Consider the following 16,594-nt stretch of genomic DNA (forward strand, 5'->3'; position numbering starts at 1 on the left):
TCACTCTTCCCGGAGGTGGGTGTTCTTCTCCACGACCTCGCCGCCCGCGAAGCAGAACCGGAACACCCTGGTCCCGTGCGACGAGTATGTCTGGACGTCGGCGGCAAAGTAGAGGCACCTCGCCCCGGCGGGCTCGGGGGGCGCGCCGAGCTTCAGGTCGCCGATGGGCGGGTCGAGCCCCAGCGGCAGCACGGCCATGGCCGCGGACTCGGACTGCCCCACCTCGACCGACGCGTACAGCTCGTCGCTGGCGACCCTGGTGACGGGCCGGGTGCCGAGCCAGGCGACCCCCACGACCAGCGCGACCAGCACCAGCCCGGCCAGCAGGATCGACCCGACCCCGGCCCACTGGCGCGGTCGCCCGAACTTGCCCGCCCGCGCGCCCGCGTCCTCCTGCGGCTCCCCGGCGAGGTCGTCGAGCGGCTCGTCGCCGGGGGCCTCGGTGTCCTCGTAGGGCAGCACGGCGGCGATCCGGAACCCGCCGGTGACCAGCTCGCCCACGTGCAGCAGCCCGCCCGCGAGCCGCACCCGCTCGCCGAGCCCGATCAGCCCGAACCCCGACGAGCCCGCCCCGGCCCCGCGCTGCGCCGGGTTGTTGCGCACCTCCACGACCAGCGCGTCCGGGTCGTAGCGCACCGCGACCTGCACGGCCGCGCCCGGCGCGTGCTTGGACGCGTTGGTCAGCCCCTCCTGCACTATCCGGTAGGCGGCGTGGCTGACCCGCGCGGGCAGCGCCCTGGCCTGCCCGCCGCGCACCAGGCTGACCCGCATCCCGGCCTGCCGCGCGCCGTCCACCAGCTCGTCCACCGCGTCCACGGTGCGCCGCGCCTGGTCCTCGTCGGGCTCGGCGTCGCGGCGCAGCACGCCGATGACCCCGCGCAGCTCCTCCATCGCGGTCAGCGCCGCGCCGCGCAGCACCCCCACCGCCTCGCGCTGCCGCTCCCCCAGCCCGGGGTCCATGGCCAGCGCGCCCGCGTGCACCGAGATGAGGCTGAGCCGGTGGCCGAGGCTGTCGTGCATGTCCTGGGCGATCCGGTTGCGCTCGCGCAGCCGCACCTGCCGGGTGATCAGCGCCCGCTCCTCGCGGCGCCCGGCCTCGCGCTCCAGCAGCGCGTCGACCAGCGCGTTGCGCTGCGCCACGTACCGGCCGACCAGGAACGGCAGCGCCACCGCGAGCCCGTAGACGCTCACCCCGAGGAACACCCCGACCGAGCCGATCAGCGCCAGGTTCGACCCGGCCCAGGCCGCCGCGTACGCCACCAGCGCCAGGACCGCGACGGCGAGCGCCCGGTACCAGGGGTCGATGCGCCTGCCCGCCGCGTAGGCGACGACGGCCACGACCGCCGACCCGCCGTGGTCGCCCTGGAAGTCGAACGCCACCAGCGCGGTGCACAGCAGCGCCAGCGCGGGGAACACCAGGCGCAGCTCGTACAGCAGCGAGTAGAGCGCCGCGAACGCCAGGGTGCGCAGCCCGCCCGCGGGCTCGCCGCCCGCCAGCACGGCGGGCCACACGTCCAGCGCGAGCACGACGACCAGGCCCAGCGCCTCGCGCCCGACCCGCAGCGGGGTCAGCGCGCGCAGCCGCCGGACCAGGTCCGCGCGGAAGCGCCCCCACGCCGCGGGGAGGTCCGGCAGGTGGGGGCGCATCCGGTCGACGAGCGTGCTCACCCCGTCACGGTAGGGCCGGGACGGGGTCCGCGTCGGCGCTCAATGGTCGCCAGCGGCAGCGACGAAAGTTGACGGCGGCGCGGCGGCGCGCCGGGCCCGCCAGGCGGTGAGCAGCACGCCCGCCACGAGCAGCGCCGCGCTCACCCCGACCATCAGCGTCGACAGCGCCACGATCTCCGGCGACACCCCGCGCTTGCCCGCCTGCGCGTAGACGTGCACGGGCAGCGTGGTGGAGCCGACGCCGGTGAGGTAGCTGGAGGTCACCACGTCGTCGAACGAGAGCAGGAACGCGAACGCCGCGCCCGCCCCCACCGCCGGGGCCACCAGCGGCCAGGTGACCGTGCGGAACGCGACCAGCGGCGAGGCGCCCAGGTCGGCCGCCGCCTCCTCCAGGCGCGAGTCCAGCCCGGACACCCGCGCCCGCACCACCACGACCACGTAGCTGAGCGTGAACGCGACGTGCGCGACGAGCAGCGCGCCGAACCCGAGCGGGATGCCCGCGAGCTTCACGCAGAACCCGAGCACCGCCACGCCCAGCACCACCTCGGGCACCACCAGCGGCAGGCTCAGCAGCACCGTCCACGCGCCGCGTCCGGGGAACGCCCTGCGCAGCCCGAACGCGGCCAGCGACCCGATCACCGTGGCGATCGCGGCGCTGGCCAGCGCCAGCCGCAGGGTCAGCGCCAGCGCCGACATGACCCGGTCGTCGGCGAACAGCTCGCCGTACCACTTGGTGGACAGGCCGGTGATGCGGCTGAGCGAGCGGGACTCGTTGAACGAGACCGCCGCCAGCCACAGGATCGGCGCGTACAGGAACGCGAGCACGCCGAACGCCGAGGCGCCCAGCACCCAGGGCCGCCGCCTCACAGCACGTCCTCCCCGCGCTTGCCGCGCAGCACCAGCACGACGACCACCAGCACCAGCAGCAGCACCGCCATGGCCGACCCGAGCGGCCAGTTGTTGCCGCCCCGGAACTGGTCGTCGATGACGCTGCCGAACGTGCTCTGGTCCACGCCGCCGAGCAGCTTGGGCGTCACGAAGTCGCCCGCCGCGGGCACCAGCACCAGCAGCGAGCCCGCGAGCACGCCGGGGGCCACGCCCGGCAGCACGACCCGCACGAACGTGGACACCCGGCCGTGGCCGAGGTCGTAGGACGCCTCGACCTGCCGGTGGTCGAACCGCTCGCACGCCACGTACAGCGGCAGCACCATGAACGGCAGGAACCCGTAGGTCAGGCCGAGCACGACCGCGCCGTGGGTGAGCAGGAACCCGCCGTCGCGGCCGAGCCCGACCTGCTCCAGCACCCGGTTGACCAGGCCGTCGCCGTCCAGCAGCGCCTTCCAGGCGTAGACGCGCGCCAGGTAGCTGGACCAGAACGGCACGAGCACCGCCGCCAGCATCGCGGTGCGGAACCGGCCCGCGTGCCGCGCGGTGAACCACGCCAGCGGGAAGCCGAGCACCAGGCACAGCAGCGTGGTGGCGGCGGCGTACGCCAGGGTGCGCCCGAAGATCGGCAGGAACGCCGGGTCGAGCGCGGTCCGGTAGGCGTCGACCGTCCAGGGCAGGACGGCGCGGGCGATCCCGGTGTCGCGGGTGGCGAAGCTGAACTGCACCACCAGCGCCAGTGGCGCGACGAGGAACAGGCCGAGCCACAGCCCGGTCGGGGTGAGCAGGCCGGTGGCGACCAGCCAGCGGGGAGGGCGCCGCGCCATCAGCCCGTCTTGACCTTGGTCCAGGCGTCGGCGTAGCGGGCCTCGGCCTCGGCCCCGAGGTCCTTGGTGAACGGCAGCTTCGCCAGCTGCTCCTCGGACGGGTAGACCAGCGGGTCGCCCAGCAGCTCCGGCTCGATGAACTCCTTGGCCGCGGCGTTCGGGCTGCCGTAGCGCACCGCGTTGGCGAGCGCGGCGCCGACCTTCGGCTCCAGGATGTAGTTGATGAACGCGTGCGCGTTGGCCGCGTGCGGGGCCTGCTTGGGGATGCACAGCAGGTCCACGTAGGACAGCCCGCCCTCGGTGGGGATGGCGTAGGCGATGTCCTCGTTGGCCTCGCGGGCCTGGAACGCGTCGCCGGAGTAGGACTGGGCGAGCGGGACCTGGCCGGAGGTGAGCGGCTCGATCACGTCGGAGTTGATCTGGCCGATCTTGCGCTTGAGCTCCAGCAGCGCGGCGACGGCCTGGTCGAGCTGGCCCGCGTCGGTGGTGTTCGGGTCGAACCCGAGCGTGAGCAGGCCGATGGCGAGCGCGTCGCGCGCCTCGTCCAGGATCGTGCTGCGGCCCTGCGCGGCGGCCAGGTCGTAGGCGGAGAAGCCGGTGACGGCGTCGCCCAGCTGCGACTTGGAGTAGGCCAGGCCCGTGGTGCCCCAGGCCCACGGCACGGAGTACCGGTTGCCCGCGTCGTAGTCGGCCTCGGTGAACCTGGTCTCCAGGTTCTTCAGGTTCGGGATGAGGTCGTGGTCCAGCGGCAGGACCAGGTCCGAGCGCAGGAAGCGGCGCAGGAAGTTGTCGCTGGGCACCACGAGGTCGTAGCCGGCCGCACCGGAGGCGATCTTGGCCTCCAGCTCGTCGTTGGTGCTGAAGTTGTCGTACGTGACCTGGACGCCGGACGCCTCGGTGAACCCGGACAGCGTGTCGTCGGCGATGTAGTCGGTCCAGTTGTAGAAGTTCAGCTTCGGCTCGTCCACCGCGTTGACGGCCTTGGCCGCCGAGGGCGCGCTGGACGTCGAGCCGCCGGGCGCCTGGCCGACGCCGCACGCGCCGGTGGCGGCGAGCGCGAAGAACGCGCTGGCGCGGAACATCGAACGCCGCGTCACGCGGGCGTTTCCAGGGTCCCAGATGCGGGCGATCCGGAGGTTCTGGTCAGTCATCGGCGCTCTTCTCCAACAGGACGGTGTACTCGGGGTCCCAGGCCATCCGCACGGGTTGCCCCGGCGAGCCCGCGTCGTCGACGCGACGGGTGTTCTGCGCGAACGCGACCAGCTCCCCGCCGCCGGGGAGGTCGACCACGTACTGGGTGGACACGCCCGTGTAGACCACGTCGCGCACCACCCCGGTCAACTCGCACCAGCCGCCGGGGGCCTGCTCGTCCTCGTCGTACAGGTGCACCTTCTCCGGGCGCACCGTGGCCTCCACGCGCTGGCCGTGCCTGACGTCGCGCTGGAGCGCGGCGCGCAGCCGGGTGACGCCGGGCGAGTCCAGCTCGACCCAGGACCCGTCCGCGCCGGACACGGTGGCGGCCAGGATGTTCGAGGTGCCGATGAAGCCCGCGACGAACCGGGTGGCGGGCCGCTCGTAGACGTCCTCGGGGTAGCCGACCTGCTCCAGCTTCCCGGCGTTCATCACCGCGATCCGGTGGGAGAGCACGAGGGCCTCCTCCTGGTCGTGGGTGACGTAGAGGAAGGTGGTGCCGACCTCGCGCTGGATGCGCATCAGCTCGATCTGCAGCTCCTTGCGCAGCACCGCGTCCAGCGCGCCGAGCGGCTCGTCGAGCAGCAGCAGGCGCGGGCCGGCGGCGAGCGCGCGGGCGATGGCCACGCGCTGCTGCTGCCCGCCGGACAGCTGGGCGGGGCGGCGCTTGGCGAACTGCCCGAGCCGCACCAGCTCCAGGTGCTCGCCGACGGCCTTCTTCAGCGCGGCCCCGCGCACGCCCTTGCGCTTGACGCCGTAGGCGACGTTGTCCCACACGCTCATGTGCGGGAACAGGGCGTAGGACTGGAAGACGGTGTTGACGTCGCGCCGGTAGGGCGGCACGCCGACCATGTCGACGCCGTCCAGCTCGATGCGGCCCTCGTCCGGGTCGGCGAAGCCGGCGATCATCCGCAGCAGGGTGGTCTTGCCGCAGCCGGACGGGCCGAGGACGGAGAAGAACTCGCCCTCGTGGACGTTCAGGTCGATCCCGTCCACGGCGACCTGGTCGGAGAACCGCTTCGTCACGCCGTGCAGGCCGACCTCGACCGGGGCGTGGGTGTCGGGCATCCGCCCCTGCGCGGGCTGGAAGCCGGGCTCGGTCAACTGCTCACCTTCCTGCGGGCAGCGCGGAACCTCGTCGGGGTCGTCCGGGAGGTGCCGCCGGGGGTCTGGATCGGCGCGAGCGCGCGGAGAGCAGGGTAGACGGCGCGCGCGGGGACGCGCACCTCACGTCTCGCGCGCGCTCGCCGTGTGCGACGATTGGCGGGTTCATCGAGTGTTCGGCAGGAAGGTCGTGCGGCTGTGTCTTCGTCGTCTGAACTGGACAGGCGTCCCGCGGTCGACCCCGTTGAGGAGCCGTCGGCCGAGTGGGGCTGGCACGGCACGTTCCCCAAGGGCATCCTGATCGCCGGCTGGCTGTCGACGCTGGCCGTCTTCTCGCTGCTGATCGGCAACCACCACGGTCGCGTCGAGAACATCTGGGTGATCGGCACCGGCGTCTCGCTGGCCGCCGCCCTGGTGTGGTTCCAGGTGCGGGAGAAGAAGAACTCCCGGCGCTGAGCGGAGCGGATGGGGTCCCGCGCTGCCGCGCAGCGCGGACCACCCTCCCGTCACGCGGTTCCCCGCGTCACCGCCGGAGCGATCACTGCTCGCGGTCGACGAGGACCCAGCCGAGCGAGAACTCCAGCTGCTGGCCGTCGCAGTGCTTCTCGTTCGAGTCGAAGTGCCGGTCCCCCGCCTTGCAGCGGAACAGCTCCTGCGAGGGCTTGTCGGCGGGCGGCTGGCTCTCGTAGACGTAGCCCACCACCCCGTAGACGCGCTGCGTCTCGCACGTCGCCGACAGCGACGTCATGCGTCCGGGTGAGTCCTTGACCTGGCACGAGTAGAGCGGCCGGGTGCCGCCCTCCTGCTGGGTGAGCACCATGCCGAGCGCCTTGTCCGGCGCGTAGCCCATCGGCACGTCCAGCAGCGACGACCCGGTGTAGCTCCAGTTGTCCTGGCCCTTGAAGCGGGCCAGCGGCACGATCCGGGGCGGCGCGGGGGGCGTGGACGTGGTGGTGGTCGTGGTGCTGCTGCTCGGCGGCGCGGAGCTGGACGGGGCGGGGCTGCTGCTCGCGGGCGCGGACGTGGCGGAGGTGGGCGACGGCGTGCTGGCCACCGCGCGCTCCCCCGGATCGTCGTCGGGCAGGAGCACGAACGCGGCGGTCAGCGCGAGCACCGCGGCGACCCCGCCGCCGACGACTGCGATCTTGCGCACATCCCGCCCGTCGTCCGCCTTCGGGAAGACCACGGTCTCCGCGTCGGCGCTCGCCGCGCGCTGGAGCCCGGCCCGCGCCTGCTGCGCGGTGAACCGGGTCGCGGGGGCCTGCGAGAGCAGGCCGAGCACGACCTCGGACAGCGGTCCGGCCAGGTGGGTGGGCACGGGGCGCTCGTTGAGCACGGCGTGCACGGTGGCGGCGGTGGTGGCGCGCTCGAACGGGGAGCGGCCTTCGACGGCCTCGAACAGGGTCGCGCCGAGCGCCCACATGTCCGACGGCGGCGCGGGCGGCTGGCCCGCGAACAGCTCGGGGGCCATGTAGCCGGGCGAGCCCATGACGCCGCCGTTCGCGGTGAGCCTGGGGTCGTCCATGGCGCGGGCGATGCCGAAGTCGGCGAGCTTGACCTGGCCGTTGGGCAGCACCATGACGTTGCCGGGCTTGACGTCCCGGTGGACGATGCCCGCCGCGTGCGCGGTGTCGAGCGCGTCCAGCACGGCGAGCCCGATGGCGGCGACGCGGTCGGCGGGCAGCGGCATGAGGTCGGCCAGCGTCGGCGCGCTGACCAGCTCCATCACGATGTAGGCGGTGCCCTCCTCGACCACCACGTCGTGCACGGTGACGACCGAGGGCGAGTTGAGCCTGCCCGCCGTGCGCGCCTCGCGCAGCACCCGCTCCCGCTCAGCCGGGGAGGAGGTGCGCAGCTCCTTGAGCGCGACCTGACGACCGATGACGCGGTCCTCGGCGAGCCACACCACCCCCATGCCCCCGCGGCCCAGCTCACGGATGACCTGGTACCTGTCCGCGACCACCTTCACACCCCGGATGGTAACCGGGCACTCCCCGTCACCCGCTCAGGGCAGAATCGTGGTGGGGGTCCGGGGCAGAGGGAGAGGGATGAAGGTCGTCTGGTTGCAGAGGGCGCTGTGGGGCGTCTTGGCGCTGCTCGTCGCGGTGGGGACGGGGTTGCTCGCCACCGACCCGAGCGGGGCGCCGTTCACCGCGACCTGGGTGTCCGCGCTGGTCGTGGTGGTGGCGCTCGCGCTGCTCGCGTGGCGGCAGGTGCACGTGCTCAAGGCCGCGCCGATGCCGGAGGGGGCGGTGGCGCGGTCCTGGTGCGCGGGGGTGCTCGGGGTGGTCCCGGTCAGCAGGTTGACCGGCGGGCTCCAGGTGGTGGCCGGGGCCGAGTCGATCCGGGTGCGGTTCCCGGCGGCGGGGAACTCGTACTCGATCCCGGTGGCGGACGTGCGGGGCGTGACGATCGAGCAGCGGCACATCCAGGTCGTGCACACCGCGCGACGGGTGCCCAGGACCGTGCGGCTGGACATGCGGGCGGGCGACCCGACCCGCGACGCGATCATCGACCTGGCGCACGGCGGGCGCTGAACGGCCCCGTGCGGTTCCGGAAGGACGCGGCCCGCCCCTGGGCCGCCGGGCCGGGTCGGGGCGCGCTGGGCGGCGCTGACGGCGGTTCCGGCCCTCTCGGGCCGGGCTCGGACGCGCGAACGCCCGGCGCTCGTGGTGCGAGCACCGGGCGTTCGGCCGTCCGGGCGAGGCTCAGCCCTCGGCGGCGAGCTGCCCGCAGGCCGCCGCGATCTCCTGGCCCCTGGTGTCGCGCACCGTGCACTCGACGCCCTGCTCCTTGACCCGTCGCACGAACTCGCGCTCCACGGGCTTGGGCGAGGCGTCCCACTTCGAGCCGGGCGTGGGGTTGAGCGGGATCAGGTTGACGTGCACCAGCGGGCCGAGGTGCCTGCGCAGCAGCTTGCCGAGCATGTCCGCCCGCCAGCCCTGGTCGTTGATGTCCCTGATCAGCGCGTACTCGATGGACACCCGGCGGCCGGTGCGGTCGGCGTAGCCGCGCGCGGCCTCCATGACCTCGGCGACCTTCCAGCGGGTGTTCACCGGCACGAGCGTGTCGCGCAGCTCGTCGTCCGGGGTGTGCAGCGACACCGCGAGCCTGACCTGCAGGTTCTCCTCGGTCAGCTTGCGGATCGCCGGGACCAGGCCGACCGTGGAGACGGTGACCGAGCGCTGCGAGATGCCCAGGCCCGCCGGGGCCGGGTCGCAGATGCGGTGCACGGCCTCGATGACCCGCTTGTAGTTGGCCAGCGGCTCGCCCATGCCCATGAACACGATGTTCGAGAGCCTGCCGGGCCCGCCGGGGAGCAGGCCGTCGCGCATGGCGGCGGCGCCGCGCCGGACCTGGTCGACGATCTCGGCGGTGGACAGGTTGCGCTGGAGCCCGCCCTGGCCGGTGGCGCAGAACGGGCACGCCATGCCGCAGCCCGCCTGGCTGGAGATGCACAGGGTCGCGCGGTCGGGGTAGCGCATGAGCACGCTCTCCACCAGCGTCCCGTCGTGGGCGCGCAGCAGCGTCTTGCGGGTGGTCCCCGCGTCGGCCTCCACGCTGCGGACCTCGGTCCACAGCGGGGGCATGAGGTCGCCGACCAGCTTCTCCCTGGCCGAGGCCGGGATGTCGGTCATGGCGTCGGGGTCGACGGTGAGCCTGCCGAAGTAGTGGTTCGACAGCTGGTTGGCCCGGAAGGGCTGCTCGCCCAGCGAGGCCACGGCCTCGCGCCGCTGCTCGGCGGTGAGGTCGGCGAGGTGGCGCGGCGGCAGCCCGCGCTTGGGCGCGTCGAAGACGAGGGGGAGGGCAGTCATAGCCCATCCAGTGTCGCACGACCCGTCGCACTATCGGGCGTTGCATCGCGATAGCTTCCGATATATCGTCGATAGCGTCTTACCGATACACACCCGATGAGGAGATCGACATGAGTGCGAACGACGAGCGCTTCGACGGCGGCCACGAGCGCGGCGGTCGCGGCGGCCGGGGGCCGGGTCACGGCCGGGGTCGCGGGGAGCACGGGCACGGTGGTCACGGGCACGGCGGGCACGGGCACGGCTTCGGTCCCGGTCGCGGCGGGTTCGGCTTCGGGTTCGGCGACTTCGACGCCCACCCCGGAAGGCCGGACCGCGGCGGCCCCGGCTTCGACCCCGGTTTCAGCCACGGCTTCGACCACGGCGAGGACCACGACCGGGGCGGCCCCGGTTTCGGCTTCGGCCCCCGCATGGGCCGGGGCGGGGGCGGGCGCTTCGGCAGGGGCGGCTTCCCAGGGATGCCCGGAATGCCGGGGATGCCCCCCATGCCGCCGATGCCGCCCGGCCCGCCGGACTTCTTCGGCGGTCACCGGCGCGGTGGCAGGCAGCGGCGCGGCAACGTGCGCGCCGCCGTCATCGCCCTGCTGGCCGAGCGGCCCATGCACGGCTACGAGATGATCCAGGAGATCGGCCAGCGCACCGACGGCCTGTGGAGGCCCAGCCCCGGCTCGGTCTACCCGACGCTCCAGCTGCTGGCCGACGAGGGCCTGGTGGTGGCCGCCGAGGAGCAGGGCGGCAAGAAGCTGTTCCAGCTCACCGAGAGCGGCCGGACCGAGGCCGAGTCCGCCGAGGGCGTCCCGCCGTGGGAGCAGGTCACCGACGGCGTCGACCAGGGCGAGGCGCGGCTGCGCGAGGCGGCCAAGCAGATCGGCGCGGCCATGATGCAGATGGTGCACGCGGGCACCGAGGACCAGCAGCGGCGGGCCGCCGAGCTGCTGGACGAGACCCGCCGCAAGCTCTACGCCATCCTCGGCGAGAGCCCGGAAGAGGACTGATCGGACGCGGCAGGGGCCGGGCTCACCACGAGCCCGGCCCCCGCCGCCGTCCTGCTCACCGATGCCGGGTCACCGGCGCCGGATCACCAGCGGTCGTGGACCACCGGGCGCACCAGCTCGTCGTACACCGCGCGGACCTCGTCGTGCGAGGACAGCGGCGCGAGGTCGGCCGCGGCGGCGTTCGCGCGGGCCTGCTCGGGGTTGCGCGCGCCGGGGATCACCGTGGTGACCTGCGGCTGGTCCAGGATCCAGCGCAGCGCGAACTGCGCCATGGTCGCGTCCTGCGGCACCAGGGGCCGCAGCCGCTCCACGGCGGCGAGCCCGGTGTCGTAGGGCACGCCGGAGAACGTCTCGCCGACGTCGAACGCCTCGCCCGCCCGGTTGTAGTTCCGGTGGTCGTCGGCGCCGAACGAGGTGTCGGCGGTGTACCGCCCGGACAGCAGGCCCGACGCCAGCGGCACGCGGGCGATGATCGCGACCCCGGCCTCGGCGGCGGCGGGCAGCACGCGCTCCAGCGGCTTGTGCCGCAGCGCGTTCAGGATGATCTGGACGCTGGCCACGCCGGGCCGCGCGATCGCGGTCAGCGCCTCCTGCACGGTCTCGACGCTGACGCCGTACGCGCCGATCCGCCCGGACTCGACCATCGAGTCGAGCGCGTCGAACACCTCGTCGGTCGAGTAGACCGGCGCGGGCGGGCAGTGCAGCTGCACCAAGTCGATCGTGTCGACGCCGAGGTTGCGGCGCGAACGGTCGTTCCAGGCCAGGAAGTTCTCCCCGGTGTAGTTCTCCGGGACCTGGTCGACCCGGCGGCCCATCTTGGTGGCGACGGTGACGCCCTCGCCGCCGCGCTCCTTCAGGAACCGGCCGACCAGGCTCTCGCTGCGACCGTCGCCGTAGACGTCGGCGGTGTCGAAGAAGTTCACCCCGGCGTCGGCGGCGGCGTGCAGCACGGCCAGCGCGTCCGCCTCGTCGACCTGGCCCCAGTCGGCGCCGAGCTGCCAGCAGCCCAGCCCGACGACCCCGAACGAGCGTCCCAACCTGCGTGCTTCTCGGTTCTCCACCCGGCCGATTTTAGGGAAGGAGCAGCCCGGACGGCTTGGTGCGGGTGTGCAGCCGGTAGCCGACGGGCAGTTCGAGGGCCGGCGTGGCGGCGATGGCCCGCTCGGCGACGGCGGCGGAGAACTCGATGCGCAGCACCGCCTCCAGGTCCGCGCGCCGCTCGAACCGCCACAGCGCGGTGACCCGGCGCAGCGCGAACCCCTGCTCCTCGAAGAAGGCCCGCACCCGCTCCGGCCGGTAGCCGGGCTCGTCGGAGCACAGCCACGGCCCGTACGGCTCGGCCTCGCCGTCCAGGTCGACCACGGCCAGCGCGCCGCCGGGCCGCAGCACCCGGTCGGCCTCGGCGAGACCGGGTTCGCAGCCGGGGCCGAAGAAGTAGGCGGTGCGGGCGTGCACGAGGTCGGCGGACGCGTCGGGCAGCGGCAGCCGCTGCGCCGGACCGCGCGCCACGGACACCCCGTCGAGCCCGGCGACCCGCGCGCGGGCCCGCTCGACCAGCGGCGGGTGCGGCTCGACGCCGACCACCGACGCCGCGTCGACCGCGAACCGGGGGAGGTGGAACCCGTCGCCGCACCCGACGTCGACGACGTCCTTGCCGCCCCAGTCGAACGCCTCGCGCAGCGCGGTCCACAGCGCCCCGTCGGCGTCCTGCGCGCGGTTCTCGACCTCGTACACGGCGGGCCAGTGCCAGATGTTCGGGCTCGGCACGACCTCCCCCGCAGGCCGGACCGCCGCCAGAGCCGCGCGCACGAATCCCTTCACGTGAAGAATGTAGAGCCGTAGCGTTGCCCGGACCTAGGGGAGGTTCGCCGTGGCCATCGTCCCGAATTCACCCGCGCTAGCGGAACTGCTGCCCGGTGCGCCCGTGTGGGTGCAACTGCCGGTGTCGGACCCGGAAGCGACGCGGGACTTCTACACCGGCCTGTTCGGCTGGGACTACGTCGAGGACGGCGCGGGAGGAGTCGCGCTGATCGGGGAGCTGCCGGTCGCCGGGTTCTGGCCCGCCGACGAGCACGGGGCTTGGACCGTCTACCTGAGCACGCCGCACGCCCGCGCCACCGCCGAGAAGGCGCAGGCGCTCGGCGGCCTGGTGGTCAGGGAGGCGACCGAGACCAGCACGCTGATCGCCGACCCGACCGGCGCCGTGGTCGGGTTCCGCAAGGTGCCCGAGGACTGGCTGTTCGGCACCAGCGGGCACGGCATGTACGCGTGGGCCGAGCTGAACACCCGCGACGGCGAGGTGGCGGACGGGTTCTTCCGCGAGCTGTGCGGGTACGAGGTGACCCAGATCGGCGACGGGCTGACCCTGGACTACTCGCTGTGGTCCGCCGAGGGGAAGACCCTGCTGGGCAGGCAGCGGATGGGGAGCGCGTTCCCGCTGAGCACGCCCGCGCACTGGTCGGTGCACTTCACCGCGTCGCCCGAGGTGGGCGCGGACTCGGTGGCGGCGCGGGTGCTGGAGCTGGGCGGGAGCGTGTCGGTGGAGCCGTACGACTCGCCGCAGGGCCGCGTCACGGTGGTGGCCGACCACGCGGGCTCGGTGTTCACCGTGATCGACCCGTCCCGCGCGACCCCGCTCGCCGACGGCGACTACGGGGCCGAGGTGGACGACCCGTACGACGACTGAGAGGTCCCCTGAAAACGACCGGGGCCGGGGTGCGGTGCCCCCCGCGCTGCGCAGCAGTGCGAGACCACGAGTCGGTGCACCGTGGTCTCGCGCTGCCGCTCAGCCGGTTCTCCGCCCGTCCGCCCGGCCCGCGCTCGATCCGCCCGTCAGGGCACGAACAGCTGCAGCATCATCCAGCCCGCCACCGCCGAGGGCAGCAGCGAGTCCATGCGGTCCATCAGCCCGCCGTGGCCGGGCAGCAGGTCGCCCATGTCCTTGATCCCGAGGTCGCGCTTGATCAGCGACTCGATCAGGTCGCCGGTGGTGGCCGTGACCACGATGGCCGCGCCAAACAGCACGCCGTGCCACCACTGCCCGCCGAGCAGCGCGCCCACGGTCAGGACGCCGCCCGCCATGCCCGCCACGAGCGACCCGGCGAAGCCCTCCCAGGACTTCTTCGGGCTGATCCTCGGCGCCATCGGGTGCTTGCCGAGGAACACGCCCGCGATGTAGCCGCCGGTGTCCGACAGCACCACGCCGAGCAGGAAGGCGAGCACCCGGAGGGCGCCGTCCTCCGGGAGCACCAGCATGACCGCGAACGAGGCGAACACCGCCACGTACACCACGGTGAACACCGAGGCGGTGACGTCGCGCAGGTAGCCGTCGGCGCCGTCCTTGAGCCGCCACAGCATGGTGACCAGCGCGGTGACGACGAAGGCGGTGAGCACGCCGTCGCGGCCGTAGGGCCACGCCAGCCACAGCACCGCCTGCCCGCCCGCGAGCACCGGGACGAGGGCGACGGTGATGCCCGCCCCGCGCTTCAGCGCTCCGGCGAGCTCGAAGGTCGAGACGGCGACGGCGACGGCGACCACGCCGATGAACAGGTGCCGGTCGGTGAACAGCGAGACGCCGATGACCGCCAGCAGGACGAGCGCCACGCCGATGGCGGAGCGCAGGTCGCGCCCCGCGCGCGACGCCTTGGGCGCCGGACCCTGCTCACCGCTGCCTGACACCCGTACCCCTGCCGTCACGACCCGTCACCGGCCCAGCGAACCACGATGCCGGCGACCCGGCCGGACGTGCTGATGCGCATCTAGCACCTACACCTCGAGGAGTTCGGCTTCCTTGTTCTTCATCGCCTCGTCGACCTGGGCGATGTAGCGGTGCGTGACGTTCTCCAGCTCCTTCTCGCCGCGCGCGCCGTCGTCCTCGCCGACCTCGCCGTCCTTGACCAGGCGGTCGAGCTCCTCCTTGGCCTTGCGGCGGATGTTGCGGATGGACACCTTGGCGTCCTCGCCCTTGCCCTTGGCGACCTTGACCATCTCGCGGCGGCGCTCCTCGGAGAGCTGCGGGAAGACCACGCGGATGACGGTGCCGTCGTTCGAGGGGTTGACGCCCAGGTCGGAGTCCCGGATCGCCTTCTCGATGGCGGTCATCGCACCCTTGTCGAAGGGCTTGACCACGGCCATGCGCGGCTCGGGGACGGCGATGGAGGCCAGCTGGTTGATGGGCGTCATCGAGCCGTAGTACTCGGCGACGATGCGGGAGAACATCGCCGGGGTGGCGCGGCCGGTGCGGACGGTGGCGAGGTCCTCCTTGGAGACCGTCACCGCCTTCTCCATCTTCTCCTCGGCCTCGAGGAGGGTCTCGTCGATCACGTTGACTCCCTTGGTGTGCGCGGTTCGGCTCGAATCCCAGCAGGTCTAGGCGGACTGGCGGGCACCGGGGGTGCTCACCAACGTCCCGATCTTCTCACCGCGCACGGCGCGGGCGATGTTGCCCTCCGTGAGGAGGTTGAACACCATGATCGGGAGGTTGTTGTCCATGCACAGGCTGAAGGCGGTCGCGTCGGCGACGTTCAGGCCGCGCTCCAGGACCTCGCGGTGGGTGATGCTGTCGAACATGCGCGCGTCCGGGGTGGTCCTCGGGTCGGCGGTGTAGATGCCGTCCACGGCCTTGGCCATCAGGACGACCTCGCACCCGATCTCCAGCGCGCGCTGGGCGGCGGTGGTGTCGGTGGAGAAGTAGGGCATTCCGGCGCCGCCGCCGAAGATGACCACGCGACCCTTGTCGAGGTGGCGCATGGCGCGGCGCGGGATGTACGACTCGGCGACCTGGCCCATGGTGATGGCGGTCTGCACGCGGGTGTCGATGCCGTGCTCGCGCTCCAGGAAGTCCTGGAGGGCGAGGCAGTTCATGACCGTGCCGAGCATCCCCATGTAGTCGGCGCGGCTGCGGTCCATGCCGCGCTGCTGGAGCTCGGCGCCCCGGAAGAAGTTGCCGCCGCCGATGACGACCGCGACCTGGACCCCGGTCCGGACCACGGCGGCGATCTGGCGGGCGACGGTCTGCACGACGTCCGGGTCGACGCCGACCCCGCCGCCGCCGAACATCTCGCCGCCGAGCTTGAGCATCACCCGGTGGTAGCCGCCGGTCGGGGCTGCCTGGTCGAGCACTGCTGCCTGGTCGAGTGCCTGGTCGAGTTCTGCGCTCACGGGTCCTCCTCTGGACACGGCAAGGGCTCTGGACACGGCAAGGGCGGGGTTGCCGCGCGTCGCAACCCCGCCCTCACGCGAATCAGGCCTGGCCGACCTCGAACCGGGCGAAGCGGGTCACGGTGACCCCGGCCTCGTCCAGCACGGCCTTGACGGTCTTCTTGGACTCCGTCACGGAAGCCTGCTCCAGGAGCACGACGTCCTTGAAGAAGCCGTTGACGCGACCCTCGACGATCTTGGGCAGCGCCGCCTCGGGCTTGCCCTCCTCGCGGGAGGTCTTCTCGGCGATGTCGCGCTCGTTCGCCACGATCTCGGCCGGGACCTCGTCGCGGGTCAGGTAGCGGGGGCTCATCGCGGCGATCTGCATGCAGACGCCGCGGGCGGCCTCCTCGTTGTCGCCCGTGTACTCGACCACGACGCCCACGGCGGGCGGCAGGTCGGCGGAGCGGCGGTGCAGGTAGGTGGTCACGGCGCCGTCGAAGACGGCGACCTTGGCCAGCTCCAGCTTCTCGCCGATCTTGGCGGAGAACTCCTGGACCACGGCGTCGACGGTCTTGCCGTCGAGCTCGGTGGCCTTGAGCACCTCGACGTCGGCCGGGCGGGTCGCCTTGGCGACCGCGATGACCTTGGCGGCGAGCTCCTGGAAGTCGGAGTTCTTCGCGACGAAGTCGGTCTCGCAGCGCAGCTCGACCATCACGCCGCCCTCGGCCGCGACCAGGCCGTTGGCCGTGGTGCGCTCGGCGCGCTTGGCCACGTCCTTGGCGCCCTTGATGCGCAGGATCTCGATGGCCTTGTCGAAGTCGCCGTCGGTCTCTTCGAGTGCCTTCTTGCAGTCCATCATGCCTGCGGCGGTCAGCTCGCGGAGGCGCTTCACGTCAGCGGCGGTGTAGTTCGCCATCGTGCGATTTCCGTTCCTTCTGCGGGGGCTTTGCGCACGCGCCGCGCCCACCGG

Annotated in this window: 17 protein-coding genes; 4 read left to right on the forward strand and 13 right to left on the reverse strand. The window is 73.1% G+C overall.

Annotated elements, in window-relative coordinates; translation table 11 throughout:
• Genes CNX65_RS28920 through CNX65_RS28940 form a run of 5 tightly spaced genes read right to left on the reverse strand, consistent with a single transcriptional unit; the run spans window position 1 to window position 5,639 of the window.
• Window positions 1-1,668, reverse strand: coding sequence for a sensor histidine kinase (locus tag CNX65_RS28920; RefSeq protein WP_096496570.1), 1,668 nt, complete (start codon window positions 1,666-1,668; stop codon window positions 1-3).
• Between the two features lie 39 nt (window positions 1,669-1,707).
• Entirely contained in the window at window positions 1,708-2,535 is an 828-nt protein-coding gene (locus CNX65_RS28925) for an ABC transporter permease (RefSeq protein ID WP_096496571.1), read from the reverse strand.
• Window positions 2,532-3,380 (reverse strand): ABC transporter permease, encoded by an 849-nt coding sequence (locus CNX65_RS28930; protein ID WP_096496572.1) that lies wholly within the window; start codon window positions 3,378-3,380, stop codon window positions 2,532-2,534. Before CNX65_RS28930 ends, CNX65_RS28925 begins: the two co-directional genes overlap by 4 nt.
• Window positions 3,380-4,531: a polyamine ABC transporter substrate-binding protein gene (locus tag CNX65_RS28935; RefSeq protein WP_096496573.1), complete on the reverse strand. Its 1,152-nt coding sequence runs from the start codon at window positions 4,529-4,531 to the stop codon at window positions 3,380-3,382. Before CNX65_RS28935 ends, CNX65_RS28930 begins: the two co-directional genes overlap by 1 nt.
• Complete coding sequence (locus CNX65_RS28940) at window positions 4,524-5,639, reverse strand: ABC transporter ATP-binding protein (protein WP_096498055.1); 1,116 nt, start codon at window positions 5,637-5,639, stop codon at window positions 4,524-4,526. Before CNX65_RS28940 ends, CNX65_RS28935 begins: the two co-directional genes overlap by 8 nt.
• A gap of 234 nt (window positions 5,640-5,873) precedes the next feature.
• Here CNX65_RS28940 and CNX65_RS28945 point away from each other — a divergent pair, with 234 nt between their 5' ends.
• Window positions 5,874-6,131 (forward strand): DUF2631 domain-containing protein, encoded by a 258-nt coding sequence (locus CNX65_RS28945; RefSeq protein ID WP_096496574.1) that lies wholly within the window; start codon window positions 5,874-5,876, stop codon window positions 6,129-6,131.
• A gap of 82 nt (window positions 6,132-6,213) precedes the next feature.
• On the opposite strand, the gene CNX65_RS28950 is transcribed toward CNX65_RS28945, so the two are convergent.
• Window positions 6,214-7,644, reverse strand: a complete 1,431-nt coding sequence (locus tag CNX65_RS28950; protein ID WP_096496575.1) for a serine/threonine-protein kinase — start codon at window positions 7,642-7,644, stop codon at window positions 6,214-6,216.
• A gap of 79 nt (window positions 7,645-7,723) precedes the next feature.
• On the opposite strand from CNX65_RS28950, the gene CNX65_RS28955 reads away from it, so the two are divergent.
• The gene (locus CNX65_RS28955; RefSeq protein WP_096496576.1) at window positions 7,724-8,212 is read left to right on the forward strand and encodes a hypothetical protein; all 489 of its coding nucleotides are present in this window, start codon (window positions 7,724-7,726) and stop codon (window positions 8,210-8,212) included.
• Window positions 8,213-8,383: 171 nt separating this feature from the next.
• Here the strand turns inward: CNX65_RS28955 and rlmN are convergent, their stop codons facing one another.
• Complete coding sequence (rlmN, locus tag CNX65_RS28960) at window positions 8,384-9,490, reverse strand: 23S rRNA (adenine(2503)-C(2))-methyltransferase RlmN (RefSeq protein WP_096496577.1); 1,107 nt, start codon at window positions 9,488-9,490, stop codon at window positions 8,384-8,386.
• A gap of 110 nt (window positions 9,491-9,600) precedes the next feature.
• Here rlmN and CNX65_RS28965 point away from each other — a divergent pair, with 110 nt between their 5' ends.
• Window positions 9,601-10,482 carry a PadR family transcriptional regulator gene (locus CNX65_RS28965; RefSeq protein ID WP_096496578.1) on the forward strand — a complete coding sequence of 294 codons (882 nt, stop codon included), beginning with the start codon at window positions 9,601-9,603 and terminating at the stop codon, window positions 10,480-10,482.
• Between the two features lie 83 nt (window positions 10,483-10,565).
• On the opposite strand, the gene CNX65_RS28970 is transcribed toward CNX65_RS28965, so the two are convergent.
• Together CNX65_RS28970 and CNX65_RS28975 are read right to left on the reverse strand one after the other, a co-directional pair.
• Entirely contained in the window at window positions 10,566-11,543 is a 978-nt protein-coding gene (locus tag CNX65_RS28970; protein ID WP_096496579.1) for an aldo/keto reductase, read from the reverse strand.
• A gap of 10 nt (window positions 11,544-11,553) precedes the next feature.
• Window positions 11,554-12,303, reverse strand: a complete 750-nt coding sequence (locus CNX65_RS28975) for a class I SAM-dependent methyltransferase (RefSeq protein WP_232520051.1) — start codon at window positions 12,301-12,303, stop codon at window positions 11,554-11,556.
• Between the two features lie 109 nt (window positions 12,304-12,412).
• Here CNX65_RS28975 and CNX65_RS28980 point away from each other — a divergent pair, with 109 nt between their 5' ends.
• On the forward strand, window positions 12,413-13,168 hold the full coding sequence (locus CNX65_RS28980; RefSeq protein ID WP_269770720.1) for a VOC family protein: 756 nt from the start codon (window positions 12,413-12,415) through the stop codon (window positions 13,166-13,168).
• A 146-nt stretch (window positions 13,169-13,314) separates the two neighbouring features.
• Here CNX65_RS28980 and CNX65_RS28985 read toward each other — a convergent pair whose 3' ends face one another.
• The 4 genes from CNX65_RS28985 to tsf form a co-directional block, all read right to left on the reverse strand.
• The gene (locus CNX65_RS28985; protein ID WP_096496582.1) at window positions 13,315-14,160 is read right to left on the reverse strand and encodes a phosphatidate cytidylyltransferase; all 846 of its coding nucleotides are present in this window, start codon (window positions 14,158-14,160) and stop codon (window positions 13,315-13,317) included.
• A gap of 87 nt (window positions 14,161-14,247) precedes the next feature.
• The gene (gene frr, locus CNX65_RS28990; protein ID WP_096496583.1) at window positions 14,248-14,805 is read right to left on the reverse strand and encodes a ribosome recycling factor; all 558 of its coding nucleotides are present in this window, start codon (window positions 14,803-14,805) and stop codon (window positions 14,248-14,250) included.
• A gap of 45 nt (window positions 14,806-14,850) precedes the next feature.
• Complete coding sequence (pyrH, locus tag CNX65_RS28995; protein WP_049797202.1) at window positions 14,851-15,561, reverse strand: UMP kinase; 711 nt, start codon at window positions 15,559-15,561, stop codon at window positions 14,851-14,853.
• Between the two features lie 163 nt (window positions 15,562-15,724).
• The gene (gene tsf / locus CNX65_RS29000) at window positions 15,725-16,540 is read right to left on the reverse strand and encodes a translation elongation factor Ts (RefSeq protein ID WP_096496584.1); all 816 of its coding nucleotides are present in this window, start codon (window positions 16,538-16,540) and stop codon (window positions 15,725-15,727) included.
• Window positions 16,541-16,594 lie beyond the last annotated feature (54 nt).

Origin of the sequence: Actinosynnema pretiosum, assembly GCF_002354875.1 — a bacterium.
Lineage (GTDB): Bacteria > Actinomycetota > Actinomycetes > Mycobacteriales > Pseudonocardiaceae > Actinosynnema > Actinosynnema auranticum.